At 50.1% G+C, this 18,534-nt stretch carries 21 protein-coding genes; 13 read left to right on the forward strand and 8 right to left on the reverse strand.

Annotated features, from left to right (window positions below; genetic code table 11):
- Positions 1–106: 106 nt before the first annotated feature.
- Positions 107–808, reverse strand: coding sequence for a YggS family pyridoxal phosphate-dependent enzyme (locus K0I31_RS05745; RefSeq protein WP_220080197.1), 702 nt, complete (start codon positions 806–808; stop codon positions 107–109).
- A gap of 35 nt (positions 809–843) precedes the next feature.
- On the opposite strand from K0I31_RS05745, the gene K0I31_RS05750 reads away from it, so the two are divergent.
- The 7 genes from K0I31_RS05750 to K0I31_RS05780 all read left to right on the forward strand — a co-directional run bounded on the left by K0I31_RS05750 (position 844) and on the right by K0I31_RS05780 (position 8,066).
- Positions 844–1,881, forward strand: a complete 1,038-nt coding sequence (locus K0I31_RS05750; RefSeq protein WP_011864942.1) for a type IV pilus twitching motility protein PilT — start codon at positions 844–846, stop codon at positions 1,879–1,881.
- A gap of 12 nt (positions 1,882–1,893) precedes the next feature.
- Positions 1,894–3,006 (forward strand): PilT/PilU family type 4a pilus ATPase, encoded by a 1,113-nt coding sequence (locus K0I31_RS05755; RefSeq protein ID WP_011864943.1) that lies wholly within the window; start codon positions 1,894–1,896, stop codon positions 3,004–3,006.
- Between the two features lie 180 nt (positions 3,007–3,186).
- Positions 3,187–4,200: a ferrochelatase gene (gene hemH, locus K0I31_RS05760; RefSeq protein ID WP_220080198.1), complete on the forward strand. Its 1,014-nt coding sequence runs from the start codon at positions 3,187–3,189 to the stop codon at positions 4,198–4,200.
- Between the two features lie 813 nt (positions 4,201–5,013).
- Positions 5,014–6,540: a P-loop NTPase fold protein gene (locus tag K0I31_RS05765; RefSeq protein ID WP_220080199.1), complete on the forward strand. Its 1,527-nt coding sequence runs from the start codon at positions 5,014–5,016 to the stop codon at positions 6,538–6,540.
- 177 nt (positions 6,541–6,717) lie between these two features.
- A complete protein-coding gene (locus K0I31_RS05770; protein WP_220080200.1) occupies positions 6,718–7,074 on the forward strand; it encodes a hypothetical protein in 357 nt (118 codons plus the stop codon).
- A 119-nt stretch (positions 7,075–7,193) separates the two neighbouring features.
- Positions 7,194–7,619, forward strand: a complete 426-nt coding sequence (locus K0I31_RS05775; RefSeq protein WP_220080201.1) for a hypothetical protein — start codon at positions 7,194–7,196, stop codon at positions 7,617–7,619.
- Between the two features lie 99 nt (positions 7,620–7,718).
- A complete protein-coding gene (locus K0I31_RS05780; RefSeq protein ID WP_220080202.1) occupies positions 7,719–8,066 on the forward strand; it encodes a hypothetical protein in 348 nt (115 codons plus the stop codon).
- 596 nt (positions 8,067–8,662) lie between these two features.
- Here K0I31_RS05780 and ruvX read toward each other — a convergent pair.
- The 4 genes from ruvX to K0I31_RS05800 form a co-directional block, all read right to left on the reverse strand.
- Positions 8,663–9,082 (reverse strand): Holliday junction resolvase RuvX, encoded by a 420-nt coding sequence (gene ruvX / locus K0I31_RS05785; protein WP_220058764.1) that lies wholly within the window; start codon positions 9,080–9,082, stop codon positions 8,663–8,665.
- Positions 9,083–9,103: 21 nt separating this feature from the next.
- The gene (locus tag K0I31_RS05790; protein ID WP_220080203.1) at positions 9,104–9,661 is read right to left on the reverse strand and encodes a YqgE/AlgH family protein; all 558 of its coding nucleotides are present in this window, start codon (positions 9,659–9,661) and stop codon (positions 9,104–9,106) included.
- 16 nt (positions 9,662–9,677) lie between these two features.
- Positions 9,678–10,007: a stress response translation initiation inhibitor YciH gene (yciH, locus tag K0I31_RS05795; protein WP_011864948.1), complete on the reverse strand. Its 330-nt coding sequence runs from the start codon at positions 10,005–10,007 to the stop codon at positions 9,678–9,680.
- Positions 10,008–10,238: 231 nt separating this feature from the next.
- Positions 10,239–10,553 (reverse strand): hypothetical protein, encoded by a 315-nt coding sequence (locus tag K0I31_RS05800; protein WP_220073387.1) that lies wholly within the window; start codon positions 10,551–10,553, stop codon positions 10,239–10,241.
- Positions 10,554–10,726: 173 nt separating this feature from the next.
- Between K0I31_RS05800 and K0I31_RS05805 the strand changes: the two genes are divergently transcribed.
- The gene (locus K0I31_RS05805) at positions 10,727–11,290 is read left to right on the forward strand and encodes a DUF4136 domain-containing protein (protein WP_144203236.1); all 564 of its coding nucleotides are present in this window, start codon (positions 10,727–10,729) and stop codon (positions 11,288–11,290) included.
- A gap of 298 nt (positions 11,291–11,588) precedes the next feature.
- A complete protein-coding gene (locus K0I31_RS05810; protein WP_220080204.1) occupies positions 11,589–12,038 on the forward strand; it encodes a DUF924 family protein in 450 nt (149 codons plus the stop codon).
- A gap of 166 nt (positions 12,039–12,204) precedes the next feature.
- On the opposite strand, the gene K0I31_RS05815 is transcribed toward K0I31_RS05810, so the two are convergent.
- Positions 12,205–13,080 (reverse strand): LysR family transcriptional regulator, encoded by an 876-nt coding sequence (locus K0I31_RS05815; RefSeq protein ID WP_220080205.1) that lies wholly within the window; start codon positions 13,078–13,080, stop codon positions 12,205–12,207.
- Positions 13,081–13,165: 85 nt separating this feature from the next.
- On the opposite strand from K0I31_RS05815, the gene K0I31_RS05820 reads away from it, so the two are divergent.
- From K0I31_RS05820 to K0I31_RS05830, 3 genes are all read left to right on the forward strand, one after another.
- The gene (locus tag K0I31_RS05820) at positions 13,166–13,588 is read left to right on the forward strand and encodes a PACE efflux transporter (RefSeq protein WP_220080206.1); all 423 of its coding nucleotides are present in this window, start codon (positions 13,166–13,168) and stop codon (positions 13,586–13,588) included.
- 227 nt (positions 13,589–13,815) lie between these two features.
- Positions 13,816–14,526, forward strand: coding sequence for an OmpA family protein (locus K0I31_RS05825; RefSeq protein WP_220080207.1), 711 nt, complete (start codon positions 13,816–13,818; stop codon positions 14,524–14,526).
- A 29-nt stretch (positions 14,527–14,555) separates the two neighbouring features.
- Complete coding sequence (locus K0I31_RS05830) at positions 14,556–15,380, forward strand: mechanosensitive ion channel family protein (RefSeq protein ID WP_220073390.1); 825 nt, start codon at positions 14,556–14,558, stop codon at positions 15,378–15,380.
- A gap of 241 nt (positions 15,381–15,621) precedes the next feature.
- On the opposite strand, the gene K0I31_RS05835 is transcribed toward K0I31_RS05830, so the two are convergent.
- Entirely contained in the window at positions 15,622–16,275 is a 654-nt protein-coding gene (locus tag K0I31_RS05835; RefSeq protein ID WP_220058758.1) for a trimeric intracellular cation channel family protein, read from the reverse strand.
- A gap of 317 nt (positions 16,276–16,592) precedes the next feature.
- Here K0I31_RS05835 and ltaE point away from each other — a divergent pair, with 317 nt between their 5' ends.
- Entirely contained in the window at positions 16,593–17,600 is a 1,008-nt protein-coding gene (ltaE, locus tag K0I31_RS05840; RefSeq protein WP_220080208.1) for a low-specificity L-threonine aldolase, read from the forward strand.
- 79 nt (positions 17,601–17,679) lie between these two features.
- Here ltaE and K0I31_RS05845 read toward each other — a convergent pair whose 3' ends face one another.
- The gene (locus K0I31_RS05845; protein WP_220080209.1) at positions 17,680–18,513 is read right to left on the reverse strand and encodes a hypothetical protein; all 834 of its coding nucleotides are present in this window, start codon (positions 18,511–18,513) and stop codon (positions 17,680–17,682) included.
- Positions 18,514–18,534: the final 21 nt, after the last annotated feature.

Raw genomic sequence — 18,534 nt, forward strand, 5'->3', positions numbered from 1 at the left:
TCTAACTATCTATATTTGGGCATTCAGGGCAATTACAAGGCCTGAGTTTTAGTGCCTACGCCTAAAGTGCCTACGCCTTAAGCGCTAGCCCTTAGCCCCTTGGCCTTTATGCTTTAGCGTAATCCCGGGCGCCGAAGATGGCGCTGCCGATACGCACCATGGTCGAGCCTGCGGCGATTGCCTGCTCAAGATCTTGGCTCATCCCCATGGAGAGGGTATCCAGGCTCGGGTGTTGCTGTTTCAGCGCCTCGAACAGGGCCTGCATCTGGCTAAACTCGGCCTGCTGCAGCGCAACATCGTCTGTGGCGGTGGGAATGGCCATAAGCCCTCTCAGGGTCAGCCTGGGCAGGGAGGCGATGATTTCGGCCAGGTGAGCAACCTCGTCTGGATTAACGCCCGACTTGCTCTGCTCCTGGCTGACATTCACCTGGATGCAGACCTGCAACGGCGCAAGATGGCTGGGGCGCTGCTCGCTCAGGCGTTTGGCGATCTTCTCTCGGCTCAGTGTGTGCATCCAGTCGAAGTGCTCGGCGATGCTCTTGGTCTTGTTCGACTGTAGCGGGCCGATGAAGTGCCATTCGATGTCGCCATGGCTTTCGCGCAGGGCATTTATCTTCTCTTCACCTTCCTGAACATAGTTTTCACCAAAAAGCCGCTGCCCGGCATCATATGCCGCTACTATCTGATCTATCGGCTTGGTTTTACTGACCGCCAGCAGCTGTATCTCCCTGTTGTCACGTGATGAATTTTGCGCCGCTTGAGCGATTCTTTGGTGGGCGTCGGCCAGTCTGTCTGCTATTGTTGTCATGTTGTAAGTTTTTGGTTGAATGGATATCCCATACTATGGAAATCACAGAGTTACTTGCCTTTAGTGTAAAACACAACGCGTCGGATCTACACCTTTCTGCGGGAGTCTCTCCCATGATACGTGTTGATGGTGAGGTCAGAAAGATTAATCTGCCGGCCCTGGATCATCAAGGCGTACACAGCCTCGTTTATGACATCATGAACGACAAACAGCGTAAAGATTATGAAGAGCATTTAGAGATAGATTTCTCGTTCGAAGTGCCCAACTTAGCCCGTTTCCGTGTGAACGCCTTTAACCAGTCCCGCGGCGCCGCGGCGGTGTTCCGTACCATTCCCAGCGAGATCTTAAGCCTGGAGAAACTGGGCGCCCCTGAGATTTTCAAGAAGATTGCCAGCTTTCCCCGTGGTCTGGTGTTGGTAACCGGCCCGACAGGTTCGGGTAAGAGTACCACCCTGGCGGGCATGATAGATTATGTGAACGAGAACCGTCACGACCATATCCTGACCATCGAAGACCCTATCGAATTCGTGCACCAAAACAAGCAGTGTCTTATCAACCAACGTGAGGTGCACAGACACACCCACAGCTTCAACGCCGCGCTGCGTAGCGCACTGCGTGAAGACCCGGACGTGATCCTGGTGGGTGAGATGCGTGACCTCGAGACCATACGTCTGGCGATGACGGCGGCGGAAACCGGTCACTTGGTATTTGGTACTTTGCACACCACCTCGGCGGCGAAAACCATCGACCGTGTGGTCGACGTATTCCCAGAGGGCGAGAAGAGTATGGTGCGTACCATGTTGTCTGAGTCCCTGCAGGCGGTTATCTCCCAGACCCTGATCAAGAAGGTCGGCGGCGGTCGTGTGGCGGCTCACGAGATCATGATGGGCACCCCGGCGATTCGTAACCTTATTCGTGAAGATAAGGTGGCACAGATGTACTCGGCCATTCAAACGGGTATGGCCCACGGCATGCAGACCCTAGATCAGTGTCTGCAGAATCTGGTCAACCGTGGCCTGATCACCCGTGAAGATGCGATGGCCAAGAGTTCTAATAAAAACGCTAGTTTCTAGTAAGGTTTGAGTATGGAAGTTCGTCCATTTTTAAAGGTGATGGTAGAGCGCAAGGCGTCGGATCTCTTCATCACCGCCGGCTTTCCCCCCAGCGCTAAGGTTGATGGCGAGGTGCGCCCCTTAGCCGAGAACCCTTTTACCCCAGCCCAGTCGCTGGAGTTTGTCGAGGCCCTGATGACAGAGGCCCAGCGCAAAGAGTTTCATGAGACCCGCGAGTGTAACTTCGCCTATGGCGAGAAGGGCCTGGGACGTTTTCGTGTCAGCGCCTTTTGGCAGCGTGAGTCGCCGGGCTGCGTGATGCGTCGCATCGAGACCAAGATCCCGCTGGTGGAAGATCTTAAGCTGCCACCAATCCTGAAAGATCTAGTGATGAGTAAGCGTGGCCTTATCATCATGGTGGGTGGTACGGGTACAGGTAAGTCGACCTCACTGGCGGCGCTTGTGGGTTACCGCAACTCCCACGCCCGCGGTCATATCCTCACCATCGAAGATCCGGTGGAATTCGTCCACGATCATCGCAAGAGCATCATCACCCAGCGTGAGGTGGGCATAGATACCGACTCTTTCGATGCCGCGCTGAAAAGTTCGCTGCGTCAGGCGCCGGACGTGATCCTGATCGGTGAGATCCGTACTCAGGAGACCATGGAGTTTGCCCTGTCGTTCGCCGAAACCGGTCACCTCTGTATGGCTACATTGCACGCCAACAACGCCAACCAGGCGCTGGACCGCATCATGCACCTGGTGCCCGAGAGTAAGCACCAGCAGCTGCTGTTCGACTTGTCGCTGAACCTTCGCGGTATCGTGGCGCAGCAACTTGTGCCCAAGGCAGATGGCACGGGTCGCCGGGCGGCCATCGAGGTGCTGATCAACACCCCAAGGGTTGCCAGCATTATCCAGAAGAACGAGCTGCATCTGCTTAAGGAAACCATGGCCAAATCCAACGAGCAGGGGATGCAGACCTTCGACCAAGCGCTGCTCAAGCTCTATGTGGAAGGTGAGATCAGCTACTCGGATGCGCTGCACCACGCCGACTCGCCAAACGATCTGCGTCTGATGATCAAGCTGCAAAGCTCAGAATCGGCAAGCTCAGGCTTCATGGAAGGTGTGACGCTGGATCTCGACTAGCCTCTTATTGCACTTTGAAAAAACCGATAATCCCTTTATCGGTTTTTTTATGTGTGGCGATTGATCTCTAAGGGGCCGAACCGCGTACTGATGCCCATGCATCATTAGCCTCGGCCAGGTGCCCAGGTGCAAAGAAAAAGAAAGCGCGTTGGGCAACACAGACAAAAACAAGGAATCATTTTGGCAAAATACTTTGGATTGAATAAACAGCAGGGCCATGGCGGCCGTGGCAAAACCACAGTGCTGCTGATGAACCTGGGCACGCCGGATGCGCCAACAACGGGCGCGGTGCGTCGTTATCTGGCGGAGTTTCTCTCGGATCCCAGAGTGGTGGAGATCCCTAAGCTGGTGTGGATGCTGATACTGCACGGCATCATTTTACGCGTCCGCCCGGCAAAGTCTGCCGCCCTGTATCAGTCTATCTGGACGGAGCAGGGCTCACCCCTGATGGCGATCACTCAGGCGCAGCGGGACAAGCTAGCACAAAGGCTGAGTGAAAATGGCAGTGACGCCAATGTGGACTCCTGCATGCGTTACGGCAAGCCGAGCGTCAAGGAGACGCTGAGACGGCTTCATAGTGAGGGAACCGACAAGCTCATCGTCTTGCCCCTCTATCCTCAGTACGCCGCGCCCACCACTGCCTCGGCCTTCGACGCCCTGACTAAGGAGCTGATGTCCTGGCGCTACCTACCATCGCTGCACTTTATCAACAGCTATCATGACCACCCAGATTATATCGCGGCGCTCTCTGACTCTATCGCCAAGGACTTCGAGCAACATGGCAAGCCGAAGAAGTTAGTGCTCTCTTACCATGGCATGCCCGAGCGAAACCTGCACCTTGGCGACCCCTACTACTGCCTGTGTCAGAAGACCACCCGTTTGGTGGTGGAGTGTCTGGGACTTCATGAGAATGACTATATAACCACCTTTCAGTCGCGCTTTGGCAAGGCCAAGTGGCTCAGCCCCTACACGGATGCCAGCCTGGAGGCGCTAGCTAAAGAGGGCGTGGATGATGTGGCCATCGTCTGTCCGGCCTTCAGCGCCGACTGCCTCGAGACTTTGGAGGAGATTGAGCATGAGAACCGGGATGTGTTCACCCAGGCCGGTGGCAGCAAGTATCGTTATATTCCTTGTCTCAATGACCAGGAACTGCATATCCAGATGATGGTGAATTTGGTCAGGCCTTATCTTTAACTGGGTTAGGTTAAAGGGGACGGGCTTGGTTGCCCCAAGGTGGCCATTGGTGAAAATGCCGAGTCTTTAGAAGGACTCGGCATTTTTGTTTTAGAAGATCGAATCTTCAAGGTTTCTTCTTGTTCTGGGGGAGAGTAGTTTTAGATTTTTCGATTTGGTGGACTCGGTATGAGTTGAGAAGCAATCGTTGAGATGTTTTGCTACAACGTTTGCTTGAGTAGCGTTTGGCAGCATGTTTATTGGCTGAGTGGATTTGAAGGTCGTACTTTCATGGCGACCTAACGCCTGCCCGGCGAGGGATGTGCAAGCACTCTTTTGGCACGCCGCAAGCACGTCCGTGTGGGCTTCACGGCGGCGTCCATGCCGCCGAGAGCCAAAAGCGTGCTTACACCCGTATCTAAACGTCTCTTCGATTTAACTTCATTTGTTGCTGATAGATGGAGACTTAGCGCACCTTTGCTTATTTGAAGCAACTCATAACGAGTAGTTGAAACTGGACAGGTATACAGTCGTATTTAAATGATGTGACTTTTGGGTGATTTTAAGTCGAAATCCGTGCGCGTTTTTCCATTGTTGTCAAAGTTAACACTTTTAAAATTAATCACTTATGATTTTGATTAAGTAGATAATAGGTTTGGAAAACGCGCATGCGCGTTTTTCTGGATGGTGTATTTGAAGTAAAGGTGATAACTTCGTTGAAATACAACCAGTTAACAATGCGCGTTTTTACTGGTCTAACATGATAAACACGCATGCGCACTAATAAGCTGTTAGCAAACTAGGACTTCGGTAGTCTATAGTGAGGATTATTAATTGAATATAGAAGAATTTAGTGCATCATTTCGTAACTACCTTTTAGATGAAAATGAAAATGTCTTATTAGTTAAAGGTCAGTGGGGCATTGGTAAAACACATTATATTGATAGCTCATTAGAGGAAAATAAAGAGCATTATAAGTATGTAAAAGTATCTCTTTTTGGGCTTGACAATATAGACGAACTCAGTAGGGCTGTATCTGAAAGCTTGATTAATAATTTCATTTCGCCTGCAGTAAGTAAACTAGGTAAGGCAGTCGCTTCGGTTCCTTTTATAACAAAGTTCATTCCGAAAGAACTACCATCTTTTGACGATGTTACAATAGACAGTTCAATTACTAGATTTGTAATATTCTTCGATGATATAGAGCGAATGACATTAAGCTTACAAGAGTTTTTTGGATATGTTGATCGTTTGAAAAACTCTTCCCCCTTTAAAATAGTAATTGCTTTGAATGACAAGCAACTAAAGGACCAAGAAATATGGAAACTAAAAGAAAAAGTAACAGATAGAGAGTTGCGACTAAAAGACACTTTGGAACATGTTATAGGCAATATATTTTCTCAAGACTCTGAACTGGCGTTATATATCTTCAGGCAATTAAAGGTGGTTAACTTAAGGGTTATTATAAAATCTAGTGTTGTAATGGATTTGTTTGTAAATAAATCAGAGGGATTGGATAACGAAAATCTAACTAGGTTAAAGGTAAGTTGTCTATGTTTGTCAGCAAAGTATTATGCGAGTGAAGACTTTGATGAGAGTCGGTTTGAAAACGTTAGTCAGTATGATCGTTACTTTTCATTCAACTCTCTTATTAATTCATATTTAGATTCTCAGGTAATTACGGATGAACTGTTCAATAATAAGAATAGATTTATTGTAAATAGACAAATAGAAAATGACAATGATGAAGCTTTTAAGACGATAATAGAAATGTTTGAGAATACATTTTGTTATAACTCTCAAGAGTTGCTAAGGTTATCTGGTGAGTTTGTCAAAAGACCGTCATTAAATGAAAGTCAGTTAATCTTTATAGTAAACGTTATTCACAAACTTGGTGGTTTAGTAAGTAGCGAAACTATAGAATATTGGTTTAATGTGGAAAGTAAAAGTCAGTGGTTTATTCGTGATTTATTAAGTGTATTTGAGTCTGGTGATACTTATGAAGAAATTCTTCAATACCAAGAACAAGAAGATACGACTAGTGAAGATGATAATACAGATGTGTCGTCTGATGAAACTAGTAGCTTTATCGCAGCTTATTTAATTCAATCTAATAATTCTAACCTAAAATATTTTGAAGATGATCTTAGTGTATACAGTAAAGATGACTGGATGAATTATATTTCAAGTCATGATCCAGTTAATTTATTCCGTAAAATTCAAGATGGGATCTTTCAGTTTATTGAAGAAGGTAAAGGTGAAAATCTCAAGCAAGCACTAATTGAAATCAGTATAGAGCCGATACAAAGAATGCGGTTGGTAAATATTTTTGGTACTAGGATTAATAATATATTAAATTAATCCTAATACCCATTGATGAGCTACAAGTTTGCTAACAAGCAATTTAAGAGGGATTCACAACGCTTGGCATTTTTGCTTCTACTTCGAATTTAGTGTTTATGGCACAATGCGTTAGGTTTGGGTGGAGGCGTTGTTCACCCCTTAATTGGGCGTTAAATTTCAAAGGATATGAATCAGTTGTCATCTAAATTGTTAGCAATATTTATTACTTTTCTCTTGGGTTATGGCGTAGCTAGTTATCAGTCTGCTCGGGCTGAACTTAAGGAGGAACTCAATGATTACCAAAGAGAAATACTAATTGCTTCTAGGTTGTTGGAAGAATATGGTGAAATTTGTGCCAAGTCAAAACATAGTAATTTTTCGCCTTATGTTGAACATGCAATAAGTCGCTATGAGTTACTGGTCAAAAAATCCGAAGGTTTCCCGTATCTTATGGGCGAGAATTTTATTTTTGATCATGAAGAATCTGTATTTGAGTTTAAAGAAAAAACAGGAAAAATACGTAAAGCTGTAAGTTCGTGTAAAGAAACTTAACAAGCCTCTGAATTAAGATTTACCAAGGCTGTCATGCCATTTGCTGAGAAAATCGCCCGCCAGCGCATGGTTCACTTATTAGAGGGGCGTTAAATAGCCAAGGACACATCGGCGATAAAATGACCTACGAAGAATTCTATTACAGTATCGATTGCAAGTTTCCTTACCATGATGAAAGTGAATGGAAACGAATCATAGAGCAATCAATTGACTTAGGTGAAGATGCTCCCTTTCTAGTGCTTCATGAAATATGTCGTTTGCCAGCATCAGAGAAGTTGAAGCAAGAAAAGCACATGGAAATGTATAATTATTGGAAGCAATCATTTTCCAGCCCTGTGCAGGAAATCGTTGAACCAGCTTCACTTTCGTACATTAATAAAAACAAGCTAACCGACTCTGAAGCACTGGAAATAATGGATAAGCTTTCTGAATTTCCAAAATCCTATAATGCTCTTCAAGTTGTTTTATTTTCTTGCCCAGACGATGACGAACTGGTCGACGAAAAATACGAAAGCATTGTAGTTAAATGGAAGTCGGCTACTTAACAAACCACTGAAGCGGGACTCGTAACAGTTGGCTCGGTTCCGCTTCGCTACACATTTTAGCCAACTATTACTCGCTCCATAGTGGGGTGTTAGTTTCCCATGGAGGAAATTATCGAATATATTGAATTGGGTGGAGCATATTTAATATTAGAACCTAATGATGGAGAACCTCGTTTCAAATATGAGGCTATTCAATTTGAGACTAGTACTGATTCTGGTTGGTTCTATATACTTAATCTTGAAGAGCTTCAACGAACTGAAAGCGGGTTTACTTGGGTGGAAGGCATTTTTTCTTTTGAGTTGAAGTTTATTAAAATCGTAAATAGCTTGTACAAATTTAGAATCACCAAGTATATTTTTGGCTTTATTCCTTACAACGCTTATCGTGGTGAAATTGGAATTACAGATAAAAACAAGCTAATAAACTTTATTGAGAATGGAAACTAATAAGTGACTGAGGCGTTATTTATACAGTGATTAGTATCAATTTGATGATGGGGCAGAGCCAAGAACCTAACTCAAACTTGTTTTGGCTCCACCTTTCCACATCGTCTAATCGAAGAGATGGATAGCTGGGTGTAGATACGCCGGTGAGCTTTTGAAACAGGGGCGCTCTTTGACATCCATGTCATTGCGGCATTCGTGAGTCCATTCACATCAGATGTTTAGACAGAGCCTAAAGGGACTATTCTCCATAAACAAAGAGTCGGTGTCTCACAGGCGTATCTGCACGACAAGGTCGCTCTTACACATCCCTGTGTTCGCGACATTGGTGCGTCCATACACTGCACCTGCTGCAAGCAATTCAAAACAGTGACGGTCAACGCTAGAGTTAGCTTTACTACAGGACAAACCAAGCTAGATGCTAGGTTTAGAAATCTCCGCCACCACTATTCCACTTACTGTAAGTAATTCAAGAACAACTGCGAATAGTGCTAGCTGGGTAAATGCTAACTACCCTATGGAAATAGTTTAAAGAAGGGTAAGCATAACCCTAGGCAATAAAAAGCGGCCTTGTTTGGCCGCCTTCGAACGTTCAAATTTTAATAGAGATTCTCGAAATAACTCTCGATGATGAGTACTGCCGACATGGAGTCTACCTGGCCCTTGGATAGGGCCTTGTAGCCGCCCATCTCGAACAGCCTGGCCTTGGCATCTGCCGTGGTGAGGCGTTCATCCTGGGTGGCGGTCTTGACGCCGAAGCGGCCGCTGATGCGGTTGGCGAACTTGCGGGCTCTCTGGGTCATCTCCTGCTCTGTGCCATCCATGTTGAGGGGCAGGCCGACGACGATAAGGTCGGGTTTCCACTCCTTGATAAGCGCCTCTATCTCTTCCCACCTGGGGATGCCGTCGTTAGCCTTGAGGGAGGCGAGGGGAGTGGCGCTGCCGGTGATCTGCTGTCCGATGGCGACGCCTATGCTCTTGGTGCCGAAGTCGAAGCCCAAGACGCTTGCTGAACTCATAGTGAATTTTATCCTTTACTGTTAGGCGTGACCGGCCTGGGAGGAGAGCTGCCAGATGTCGAAGCCCAGTGATTCAGTGGCCTTCTGCCAGCGGCTCTCATGGTCTGTGTTGAACATGAGGTCGATATTGGCCGGGATGGAGAGCCAGGTGTTGTCGGCTAGTTCCTGTTCCAGCTGATGACGCCCCCAGCCGGCGTAGCCGAGGGCGACGATAAACTGCTCGGGGGCCTCTTTGCTGCCCAAGGAGGTGAGCACGTCTCTTGAGGTGGTAAGCATGAGATCTTCACTGATCTGCTGGCTGTTGCTCCACTGTGGCTGCGGCGTATGCAGCACGAAGCCCTTCTCCTGCCCCACGGGCCCGCCCACCAAGACTTTGCTGTTGATGCTCTCTATGGTGTGAAAATCATCCAGCTCCATCTGCCTGAGCAGCTCATTGACATCGACCCCTATGGGGCGGTTTATCATCAGCCCCATGGCGCCTTGTTCGTTGTGCTCACACAGGTAGATCACGCTGCGCTCGAAGAAGGTGTCCTTAAGCGAGGGCATGGCAATGAGTAAATGATTTTGCAAACTATCCATCTAGCGCTCCAATGGGTTAACCACCCGCCAGTTTCACCTGATAATTCAGTTTTTCCAGCAGTGTCTTCAGCTGCTCTCTGTTGTCTGTTTGGATCTCTATGTTGAACTCTTTTACCGTGCCGCCGCAGCCGCACTGTTTTTTCAGCTTCTGCGCCAGTGCCTTGAGCTCTTTCTCGTCCAGGCCAAGGCCCTTGATCACTGAGACGCCTTTACCTTTGCGGCCCTTGCTGTCTTTATGAATGCGCACTATGCCGTCGCCTTCAGGGATGGCCTTGGTTTCCTTGGGCTGGTCGATTTTGCCGCCATCAGTGCTGTACACCAGGGCAATATTGGGATCGATTCTCATCATCTGTCACATGCTTAACTAAGATACCCTGAGTCTATCAAATTGAAACTCCCTTGTGGGAGGAGTAATTCTTAGATACGAAAAAAAGACCACCCTAGGGTGGTCATGGATAAGCATAGATACCAAATGCAGGGAGGTATCGATGTTTTAATATCCCAAGGCGCCGGGCGAGCTGGCGCAATCAGTGAGCAAAACTCTTTAAGCGAAAACCCTTTTAGCGAAACCTAGAGACTAGAGGTACTGCATTGCCAACATCAGCAGCGACAGGCCTGTGTAGGCGGCGCAGGGGAGGATGAATCGGTGAAAACGGCTGATGGCCACGCTACAGGCGGTGAGGGCGAAGCCGATGGCGATGCTGGCATGACTCGAGCTATAGCCCTTCGCCATGGCGATCATCATGATGACCAAGGCCAGTAGGGGCAGGGTAAAGAGTACCCACTGGGAGGTCTTTACCTTGGGGCTCTCCGCCATGGGCGTGGCCAAAGATTTAGGGGCAAACATGAAGATGGCGCTGGCGATAACAAATGCTGTGATAAACCAAGTCATGGGACAGATCTCATATAACACCAATTGATAATCATTATCATTTAGGCTTTTACTGAAGTCAAGCTGAACGAAACGCTATTTACAATAAAGAAGAGTTGTAGAACAGAGGTTTGCTATGTAAGCTTTAGGATAAATTCCTGTTTAAGTCATGCCTGAAACATGCTGGAGAGTCTATGAAAAAGGTGATTATCTTAGCCGCTGCACTTGCCCTGTCGGCCTGTAGCACACTGAAAACCAGCTCTGATTATGATCCCAAGGTCAACTTCGATGATGTGAAGAGCTATGCATGGGTGGTGAAGAAGACTGACGATACCACCTACAACTTAGATGGCTTGATGGATCAGCGCGTTCGCGAGGCGGTAGACCGTGAGCTGCAGATGAAGGGGATTAGCAAGGTCGAGGCGGACAACGCCGACGTGCTGGTGAACTACTTCACTAAGGTCGACAAGAAGATCAATGTCGATACCTTTAATACAAACTTCGGTTATGATCCTTACTACTATGGCCCGGGTTGGGGCTGGGGCGGTAGCGTTCACACCCAGACCACGGTACGTGAGTATGAGGTGGGCACCCTGGTGCTGGACATGATCAACAAAGAGACGGGTAAGCTTATCTGGCGCGGCTCTGTGGCCGATACCATTCGTGACAAGAGCACCCCAGAGGAGCGCGTCGAGGTGGTCAACAAGGCGGTAGCGGCCATGATGCTTAACTACCCACCACAGAAAGAGGCGAAATAGCCTCTCTATGAGCTAAGAGTTAAGATGAAAGCGGCCAACAGGCCGCTTTTTTAATCCCCTACTTTCTATCATTTCTCTCTACAGTCAGTCTCTGTAGTTTCTTGCCGGCATTTCGAGGCTAATGTTTCGAGCCTGTCATCTGTCCCATCACTAAGAAGTGTGAACCGGGTGGCGCGGCCAGGGGCGCATTTGCACCTTCCTTCGACCAAAGTCCTAGTTATTCCACCGCTGGCCTGGTGTTATGCTGCCTCGACCAGGATTTTTTAAACTCATGATTTAATCGTATCTAGGGGGCAGCGTGGAACAGTTTTTACAGCAGTGGTTTCACCACTATGAGAAAGGCGAAGGCGTCGAGGCTAAGGAGCTTAGCCAGGAGACCTTGAGTCATTGGCAGCAGCTGCTGGGCGGCGCCAAATCAGGTGACCTGGAGCACTGGCAGAAGAATCCGCCGGGGCGTCTGGCACTTATTCTTCTCATGGGGCCGGTGGCGCATCTGCTGGAAGACGAGGCGGCGCTAGCGCTGCAACTCAAGGCGCGGGATCTCTGTGTCTCCGGCGTGGACCGCGGCTTCGATACCCAGCTCGAGCCTCTGCAGCGTCGCTGCTTCTACGATCCTCTGTTCTATTCCAGCAAGAGTGAAGACAGGGCATTGCTGGTTCGCTTGCTTGAAGGGATGCAATCCCACATGGCAACCACCGCTAGGCCAGCCTGGAGCCACTGGTATCAGCAGGCCTCACTCGCTAATTAGATTGCTACTCAAGCGCAGCTGCAAATAGCTAGTCCATCGCTGGCGAGTCATCCGGCTCGCCACGACTATCTTTTAACTCGGCTCTCTTATCTCAGATCTCCTATCTACTCTCTTCAATCTCGCTCTCCTACCTCAGCAGCATCGGGAATAGGTCGCCATAGTCCGACTAGGCGATGGCGGCGCTTAAGATTCGCCGGAATACCTGACTCACCTCCAGGTTGACGCTGCTGTGCTGGATCAGATCCACGTTGGCAATCCAGCCCATCTGCTCCATATTCAGCGGAATCGGGCACAGCTGCCCCTGGGCCAGGGCGTCCTGCACCAGGTGCTCCGGCAGTAGCGTCCAGCCGAAGCCTGACTTGGCCAGATCCAGCAGGGCATAGTAGCTGTCGGCCAGCCAGAGCTGGGGCGAGTGCTCCGCCTGAAAGCTCGATTGCTGCGTCTGCTTGCTGCCTATGGTGAGCTGACGATGAAGCTTCAATTGGTCGAGGTTGTTGGTCTCTGCCTTGGCCAGTGGGTGATTAGGGCTGACCACAGGCTCAAACTTCACCGACCCCAAAGATTCGAAGTCTATCTGCTGGGGATAAATCTCCTCGCTGAAGATCACCCCCATGTCGACGTTTTGCCGCCTCACCTGTTCGATGATCTCCTTGCTGGGGAGCATGCGCAGCTCGAGCTGCATCAGGGGGTATTTGTCGGCAAACAGATTTAGATGCTGACTGAGCTCTGAGAAGGGCACCCCTTCATCGATCGCCAGACGAAATTGTTGCGGCAGACCGGCGTCCAGCGAGCTTATGAGGGATTGCAGCCTTAGGTGCTGAGCGATCACCGCCTTGGCCTGGGGCAGCAGGGTCTGACCGGCCGGGGTGAGCACAGGATAGCGGCCACTGCGGTCGAACAGCTGCTTGTCGCAGTCTATCTCCATGTTGATGATCTGCTGGCTCACCGCAGATTGTACCTTGTTGAGGCGCCGGGCGGCCGCCGAGAAGGAACCGGTTTCCACCGTGGCCAGAAAGAGTTGTAGCTGCTCGAGTGTCGGCATATCGTAAAATGAGATGGTATCTAACTTTTATGTATCATAAATATGGATGAAAATGGTCGCAAGTTAATTTTGCGGAGCGACGACCATGTCTACTTTAGAGAGAATCCTACATTCGGTGCTTTTTGAGATCTTTGCCCTGGCCTTAGTAGTGCCCATCGCCATCTGGTTCACCGGCCACGGTGTGGGTGAGATGGCCGCCGTCGGTATTGGTCTTAGCCTCTATACTGTCACCTGGAACTACTTCTACAACCTGGGGTTCGACAACTATTTCGGTGAAGATCGCACCAAGCGATCGCTTAAACTGCGGGTGGTGCATGCGCTGGGCTTCGAAGGTGGATTAGTCTTTGTGACCGTGCCTGTGGTGGCCTGGTTCTTGGGGATCACCATATGGCAATCTTTGATGCTGGAGGCGGTTTTCTTAGTGGTGTTTTTCTTCTATGCCATTATCTTTAACTGGCTTTTTGACTGGGCAAGATCTAAGTTTTATGGGCAGCGTGCGAAGGCTTAACGAGGTGAGTGCACGCGGCAGCTAGGTGATAGCCAAAATGAGAATTAATTTCACTAGATAGATATTCTTATATTGGAGATGCAGGCAGAAGGATATAAAATGTATCCCTGTCTGCATCTTTATATTTGATTGTTTTTCATGCGTTTTGAGATAGCTCTGTTTGAGATAGCTCTGCTTGAGTTAGTTGTTTGAGTGAGTTGTTTGAGAGAGTGCCATGAGTGCTTTATATGACAGATATGAGTGATCCAAGGGCCTATGCCCGCAAAATGCCGATTAGAAGCAGTTCGTTTGCCGCTAAGCTGAGCCTAGGCTTAATCTGTGTTGTCTGCGGCCTCTGCATTAGTGGCGCCGTGCTGGCTCTTGGCTGGGTCGATAGCGATTTAGATGGCGTGCCAGACAGTAAAGATGCCTGCCCGCACTCTCGCCCCAATGCCGTGGTCGATGCTAAGGGCTGCGAGATAAGGCGAGGTGAAATAGCTTGCATCGCGCCCGAGGGAGAGCTGCTGACCTTTTGTGAACCGGCCGCTCAGACAGCCAAAAATGGGCAAGCCAGACAGAATAAGCAAGACGAGCAGGTTAAGAGGTCGATAGGCGAGTCCAATGTCGTGCGCGTCTACTTTGCCTTCGCCAGTGCCGAGGTGAGTATCGACCAGTGGCAGCAGCTGGCCAAGGTGCGCGACTTTCTTAGCACGAGTGATGCAAATGCAAGGCTCACCCTGGTCGGGCACACGGATAATATAGGCAGCGAGGCGGTGAATCTTAGTTTGTCACGCCAGCGCGCCGAGCGGGTAAAACAGATTTTTGTTCAAGATTATGGTGTGAAGGCGGAGCGACTGTCGATAGTCGCCAAAGGTGCCAGTCAGCCCGTGACCGATAACCTTGGTCCTGGCGAGCGGGCCTTGAACCGCAGAGTCGAGTTTATAGTTGAGGCCAGGTAATACTGGTCCATTTTATTAGGGAGCGTTACATGGAAAATTTGGATAAATATATCGAGCAAGCGCCTGAGCTGATCCTGACCTATGGTCTGCAGGTGGTCTTCGCCATTATCATCTTTATTATTGGTAAGTACCTGGCCAATGTGGCTAAGAAGCTTACCACTAAGTTGATGAATAAGCGTAAGATCGACAAGACTGTGGTCTCTTTCGTGGCTAACATGGCCTGGGCTTTGGTGTTTGTCTTCACTGTGATCGCCACGCTTGGGCAGATCGGTGTTCAGACGGCTTCTCTGGTTGCCGTTATCGGTGCCGCCGGTTTGGCGGTTGGTCTGGCGCTGCAAGGCTCGCTGTCTAATTTCGCCTCTGGCGTGCTTATGGTGCTCTTCCGTCCTTGCCGCGTAGGTGACTACATAGAGGCGGCAGGTATCGCGGGTACGGTCGATGAGATCACCATCTTCTCCACTAAGCTACGCACCCCAGATAACAAGGTGATCGTGGCGCCTAACTCATCAATCATGAATGGCACCATCACTAACTATTCGGCCATGGAAACCCGTCGTATCGACTTGGTTATCGGTGTGTCTTACGATGCCGACCTAAAGCAGACCAAGGCCGTGCTTAAGCAGGTATTGGACAACAACGCCTACATTCTGAAAGATCCTGCCTACACAGTGGCACTGACCGAGCTGGCGGATTCTTCAGTTAACTTCGTGGTACGTCCTTGGGTTAAGGGTAGCGACTACTGGCCGGCCCGTTTCGAGATCCTAGAGCAGATCAAGCTGGCGCTGGACGAGAACAATATCGGTATTCCATATCCACAGATGGATATCTATGTCAAAGAGACGCCAGCGGCTTAAGCCTTGGCTCGATTGACAGTAAAAAGGTCGGCATTTGCCGACCTTTTTTTGTGCCTGAATTCAGGGCTGAGCGCCAACTTTCTTATTGGGACTGACTGTCCTGGTTGCCGTTGATAGTCGAACTTGGGCATGCCCCAGTGATAGCGAATGGCCAGCATGCGGAAGCTAAAGCCAACACTCAGGCTGATGGCCAGGTTGACCCAGTCGGTCACCTTGAATTCAGGGCTGAGCGCCAACTTTCTTAGTGGGCCTGACTGTCCTGGTTGCCGTGATCGCCATGCTGATAGTCGAACTTGGGCATGCCCCAGTGATAGCGAATGGCCAGCATGCGGAAGCTAAAACCGACACTCAGGCTGATGGCCAGGTTGACCCACTCGGTCACCTCAAAGCTGCGCAGCAGCATGTAGAGGCTAGCGGTGGTCAGCGAGACCAGGGCGTAGAGCTCCTTCTTGAAGATCAGCGGCACCTGATTACAGAGGATGTCGCGGATCACCCCGCCGAAGACGCCGGTGACCACTCCCATGACGATGGCAAGTGTCGGGCTAAAGCCCAGCAGCAGGGTCTTCTGGGCGCCCACAATGGAAAATACTGCCAGGCCCAAAGCGTCTATGGCCAGAAACAGTTTGGAGAGATAGCGCATCACGGGCGAGATGATGACCGTCAGCAGCGAGGCGAAGGCGATGGCCAGCAGGTAATGGATATTCTCTACCCAGATGAGGGGGTAGTTGCCCAGGAGGATGTCGCGTAGGGTACCGCCGCCGATGGCGGTGGCACAGCCTATGATGACCACGCCAAACAGATCCATCTGTTTTCTGCCGGCGCACAGCGCACCTGTCATGGCCTCGGCCAGTATGCCGATGAGCCAGAGTAGGGTGATAAATTCAGCTTCTTGCATTGTCGATTCAGTCGGGAAAAAAGAGAGCGCATATTGCCAGTCTCTCACGGGAAATGACAGCGAGATTATTTGAAAAATTCGGATTAGATTTTTTAATTCTATATGTTGGTGAACTTTGGCTTGTTAGCAGTTTGTTTCCTTAAATATGGCTTGTTGTGGTTTTCATACTATTAGTTTATTCAGGTTAAAGCTAAGGGTGAGTGACGCCTAATGATAATTTTCTCGGCTGGCGATAGGGCAGGCTCTAGCGAGGGCGGGCGACGAGGAGTACTATTTGCGCTCGGTGTATCATTTTTAAGATGAGTAGGATGGGGAAGATGATTGATTTTCGCAGTGACACAGTAACTCAGCCCACGGCGGCGATGCGCCGCGCCATGGCAGATGCCCAGGTTGGCGACGATGTGTATGGAGACGATCCCAGTGTTAACCGACTGGAGGCGATGGCGGCAGAGCGTTTTGGATTCGATAGTGCCCTGTTTACCTCCTCTGGCACCCAGGCCAACCTGCTGGCGCTGATGTCCCATTGTGATCGTGGCGACGAGTATCTCTGTGGTCAGCAGGCCCATAACTATAAGTTCGAAGGGGGCGGAGCGGCTGTGCTGGGCAGCATTCAACCTCAGCCGCTCACCAACCAGCCTGATGGCAGCATCTTGCTGTCGGATATCGAGGCGGCCATCAAACCGGACGATTTCCATTTTGCCCGCACTCGTCTCCTGAGTCTGGAAAACACCATAGGCGGCAAGGTGTTGCCACAGTCCTATCTGGCCGAGGCCCAGGCGCTGGCCTTCAACAAACGGCTCAAGATCCACTTAGATGGCGCCCGCATCGCCAATGCGGCGGTGGCCCAGAATCTGGATATCGCCGATATTACCCAGTATTTCGACTCTGTCTCTATCTGTCTCTCTAAGGGACTGTGCGCCCCCGTGGGCTCGCTGCTACTCGGCGATGAGCGGCTGATCAACAAGGCCCGTCGCTGGCGTAAGATGCTCGGCGGCGGCATGCGTCAGGCGGGGATTTTGGCGGTGGCTGGTGAAATCGCCCTGAACGAGCAGGTCTCCCGCCTGGCCGTAGATCATGAAAACGCCCGCTATCTGGCCGAGCAGTTAAGCAGCCTCGATGAGTTTGAGGTGGATCTCGCCGAGGTGCAGACCAACATGTTGTTTGCCCGGGTGGCAGAAGGTGTCGCCATCGACAAGCTGACCGCGTCACTGAAGGCATCTGGTATCCTCATCAGCCCGGGCAAGACGCTGCGGCTGGTCACCCACGCCGATATCCGCCGCGAAGATATCGACCTCTTTATCGATAAGCTCAAGGCGCTGCTCTGAGCGATTAGTCTAACGAGACAGCCATAGTGAAAGCAAAAAGCCATCCTCAGGATGGCTTTTTTGTTATCAGGTAAACGGCCTAGTGATGATGGTCGTGGCCGCCTTCAAGTAGCTTGCCATCGGCCGAGTAGAAGCCTGAGCTGCCGTGCTGAATGAAGCCCTGGGTGATCATCTTGGCGATGAAAGGGTCAGACTCGCTGTCGCCCACATCGGCAAAGTCGAGGTCTTGGTAACCCGAAGTCAGCAGGTCGAAACCTTGCTGGTTGATAGGGGTCAGCTTGGTGAGTTGATAGTGAAGCTGCTGCTCGCCCTGGGTAATGGTCAGGCTGGCGGGTAGCTGGAGTTCGTTTATCCAGTCAAGTTCCAGAGACTGCTGCTTGCCTTGGGCGTGTGCTTTGCCCTTATGGGAGCCGCTGTTGTGAGTGTAGCTTTGCTGGGTAAAGCAGGCATCCTGATGCTGCTCGCCCTTATCGAATTGGTTCAAGGCGGCGGGGGCGATCAGATGAAACTGCTTGTCGATATCCGTATGAATATTAAGGGCCAGCAGATCGCTACGGCGATAGCTGATAGAGCGTTTCTGCTCGGGGAAGTAGCGTACATACTCGCCATTCTTCTGCCAGGCCTCATAGCTTACCGGGCCGCGCTGATAGATGATGGTGTCGTCGAAGCGGGTCAGGATCAGCTGGTGGGCCTGCGCCTTATCATCGTTTCCAGCGGTTATCTGATAGCTGGCTTGAAAGCGTGTCGGCTGAGCGGCGCTGTCGCAGACCAGAGTGCTGGCGGCATGCTGATGTCCTTGGCTGTCTGACTGAGCGTGAGCCATGGCTAGTTTTCCAAGGAGCAGGTTGCCCATTAGCAGGCTGCCGGTGACGCCTAAGAAGAGTGAGACTGACTTGAATGTTGAGCGAGACATAATAGACCTACTGATATTTCT

The organism is Shewanella spartinae, from assembly GCF_019457555.1.
Taxonomy (GTDB): domain Bacteria; phylum Pseudomonadota; class Gammaproteobacteria; order Enterobacterales; family Shewanellaceae; genus Shewanella; species Shewanella loihica.

Bases quoted from the DNA above. Each gene is read 5' to 3' on its own strand.
- K0I31_RS05805 (WP_144203236.1), top strand. From the start codon at position 10,727: ATGAAAAAGGTGATTATCTTAGCCGCTGCACTTGCCCTGTCGGCCTGT.
- K0I31_RS05830 (WP_220073390.1), top strand. From the start codon at position 14,556: ATGGAAAATTTGGATAAATATATCGAGCAAGCGCCTGAGCTGATCCTG.
- K0I31_RS05750 (WP_011864942.1), top strand. From the start codon at position 844: ATGGAAATCACAGAGTTACTTGCCTTTAGTGTAAAACACAACGCGTCG.
- K0I31_RS05825 (WP_220080207.1), top strand. From the start codon at position 13,816: ATGACAGATATGAGTGATCCAAGGGCCTATGCCCGCAAAATGCCGATT.
- K0I31_RS05835 (WP_220058758.1), bottom strand. From the start codon at position 16,275: ATGCAAGAAGCTGAATTTATCACCCTACTCTGGCTCATCGGCATACTG.
- ruvX (WP_220058764.1), bottom strand. From the start codon at position 9,082: ATGAGTTCAGCAAGCGTCTTGGGCTTCGACTTCGGCACCAAGAGCATA.
- K0I31_RS05820 (WP_220080206.1), top strand. From the start codon at position 13,166: ATGTCTACTTTAGAGAGAATCCTACATTCGGTGCTTTTTGAGATCTTT.
- K0I31_RS05815 (WP_220080205.1), bottom strand. From the start codon at position 13,080: ATGCCGACACTCGAGCAGCTACAACTCTTTCTGGCCACGGTGGAAACC.
- K0I31_RS05745 (WP_220080197.1), bottom strand. From the start codon at position 808: ATGACAACAATAGCAGACAGACTGGCCGACGCCCACCAAAGAATCGCT.
- K0I31_RS05755 (WP_011864943.1), top strand. From the start codon at position 1,894: ATGGAAGTTCGTCCATTTTTAAAGGTGATGGTAGAGCGCAAGGCGTCG.
- K0I31_RS05800 (WP_220073387.1), bottom strand. From the start codon at position 10,553: ATGACTTGGTTTATCACAGCATTTGTTATCGCCAGCGCCATCTTCATG.
- K0I31_RS05780 (WP_220080202.1), top strand. From the start codon at position 7,719: ATGGAGGAAATTATCGAATATATTGAATTGGGTGGAGCATATTTAATA.
- K0I31_RS05775 (WP_220080201.1), top strand. From the start codon at position 7,194: ATGACCTACGAAGAATTCTATTACAGTATCGATTGCAAGTTTCCTTAC.
- yciH (WP_011864948.1), bottom strand. From the start codon at position 10,007: ATGAGAATCGATCCCAATATTGCCCTGGTGTACAGCACTGATGGCGGC.
- K0I31_RS05790 (WP_220080203.1), bottom strand. From the start codon at position 9,661: ATGGATAGTTTGCAAAATCATTTACTCATTGCCATGCCCTCGCTTAAG.
- K0I31_RS05845 (WP_220080209.1), bottom strand. From the start codon at position 18,513: ATGTCTCGCTCAACATTCAAGTCAGTCTCACTCTTCTTAGGCGTCACC.
- ltaE (WP_220080208.1), top strand. From the start codon at position 16,593: ATGATTGATTTTCGCAGTGACACAGTAACTCAGCCCACGGCGGCGATG.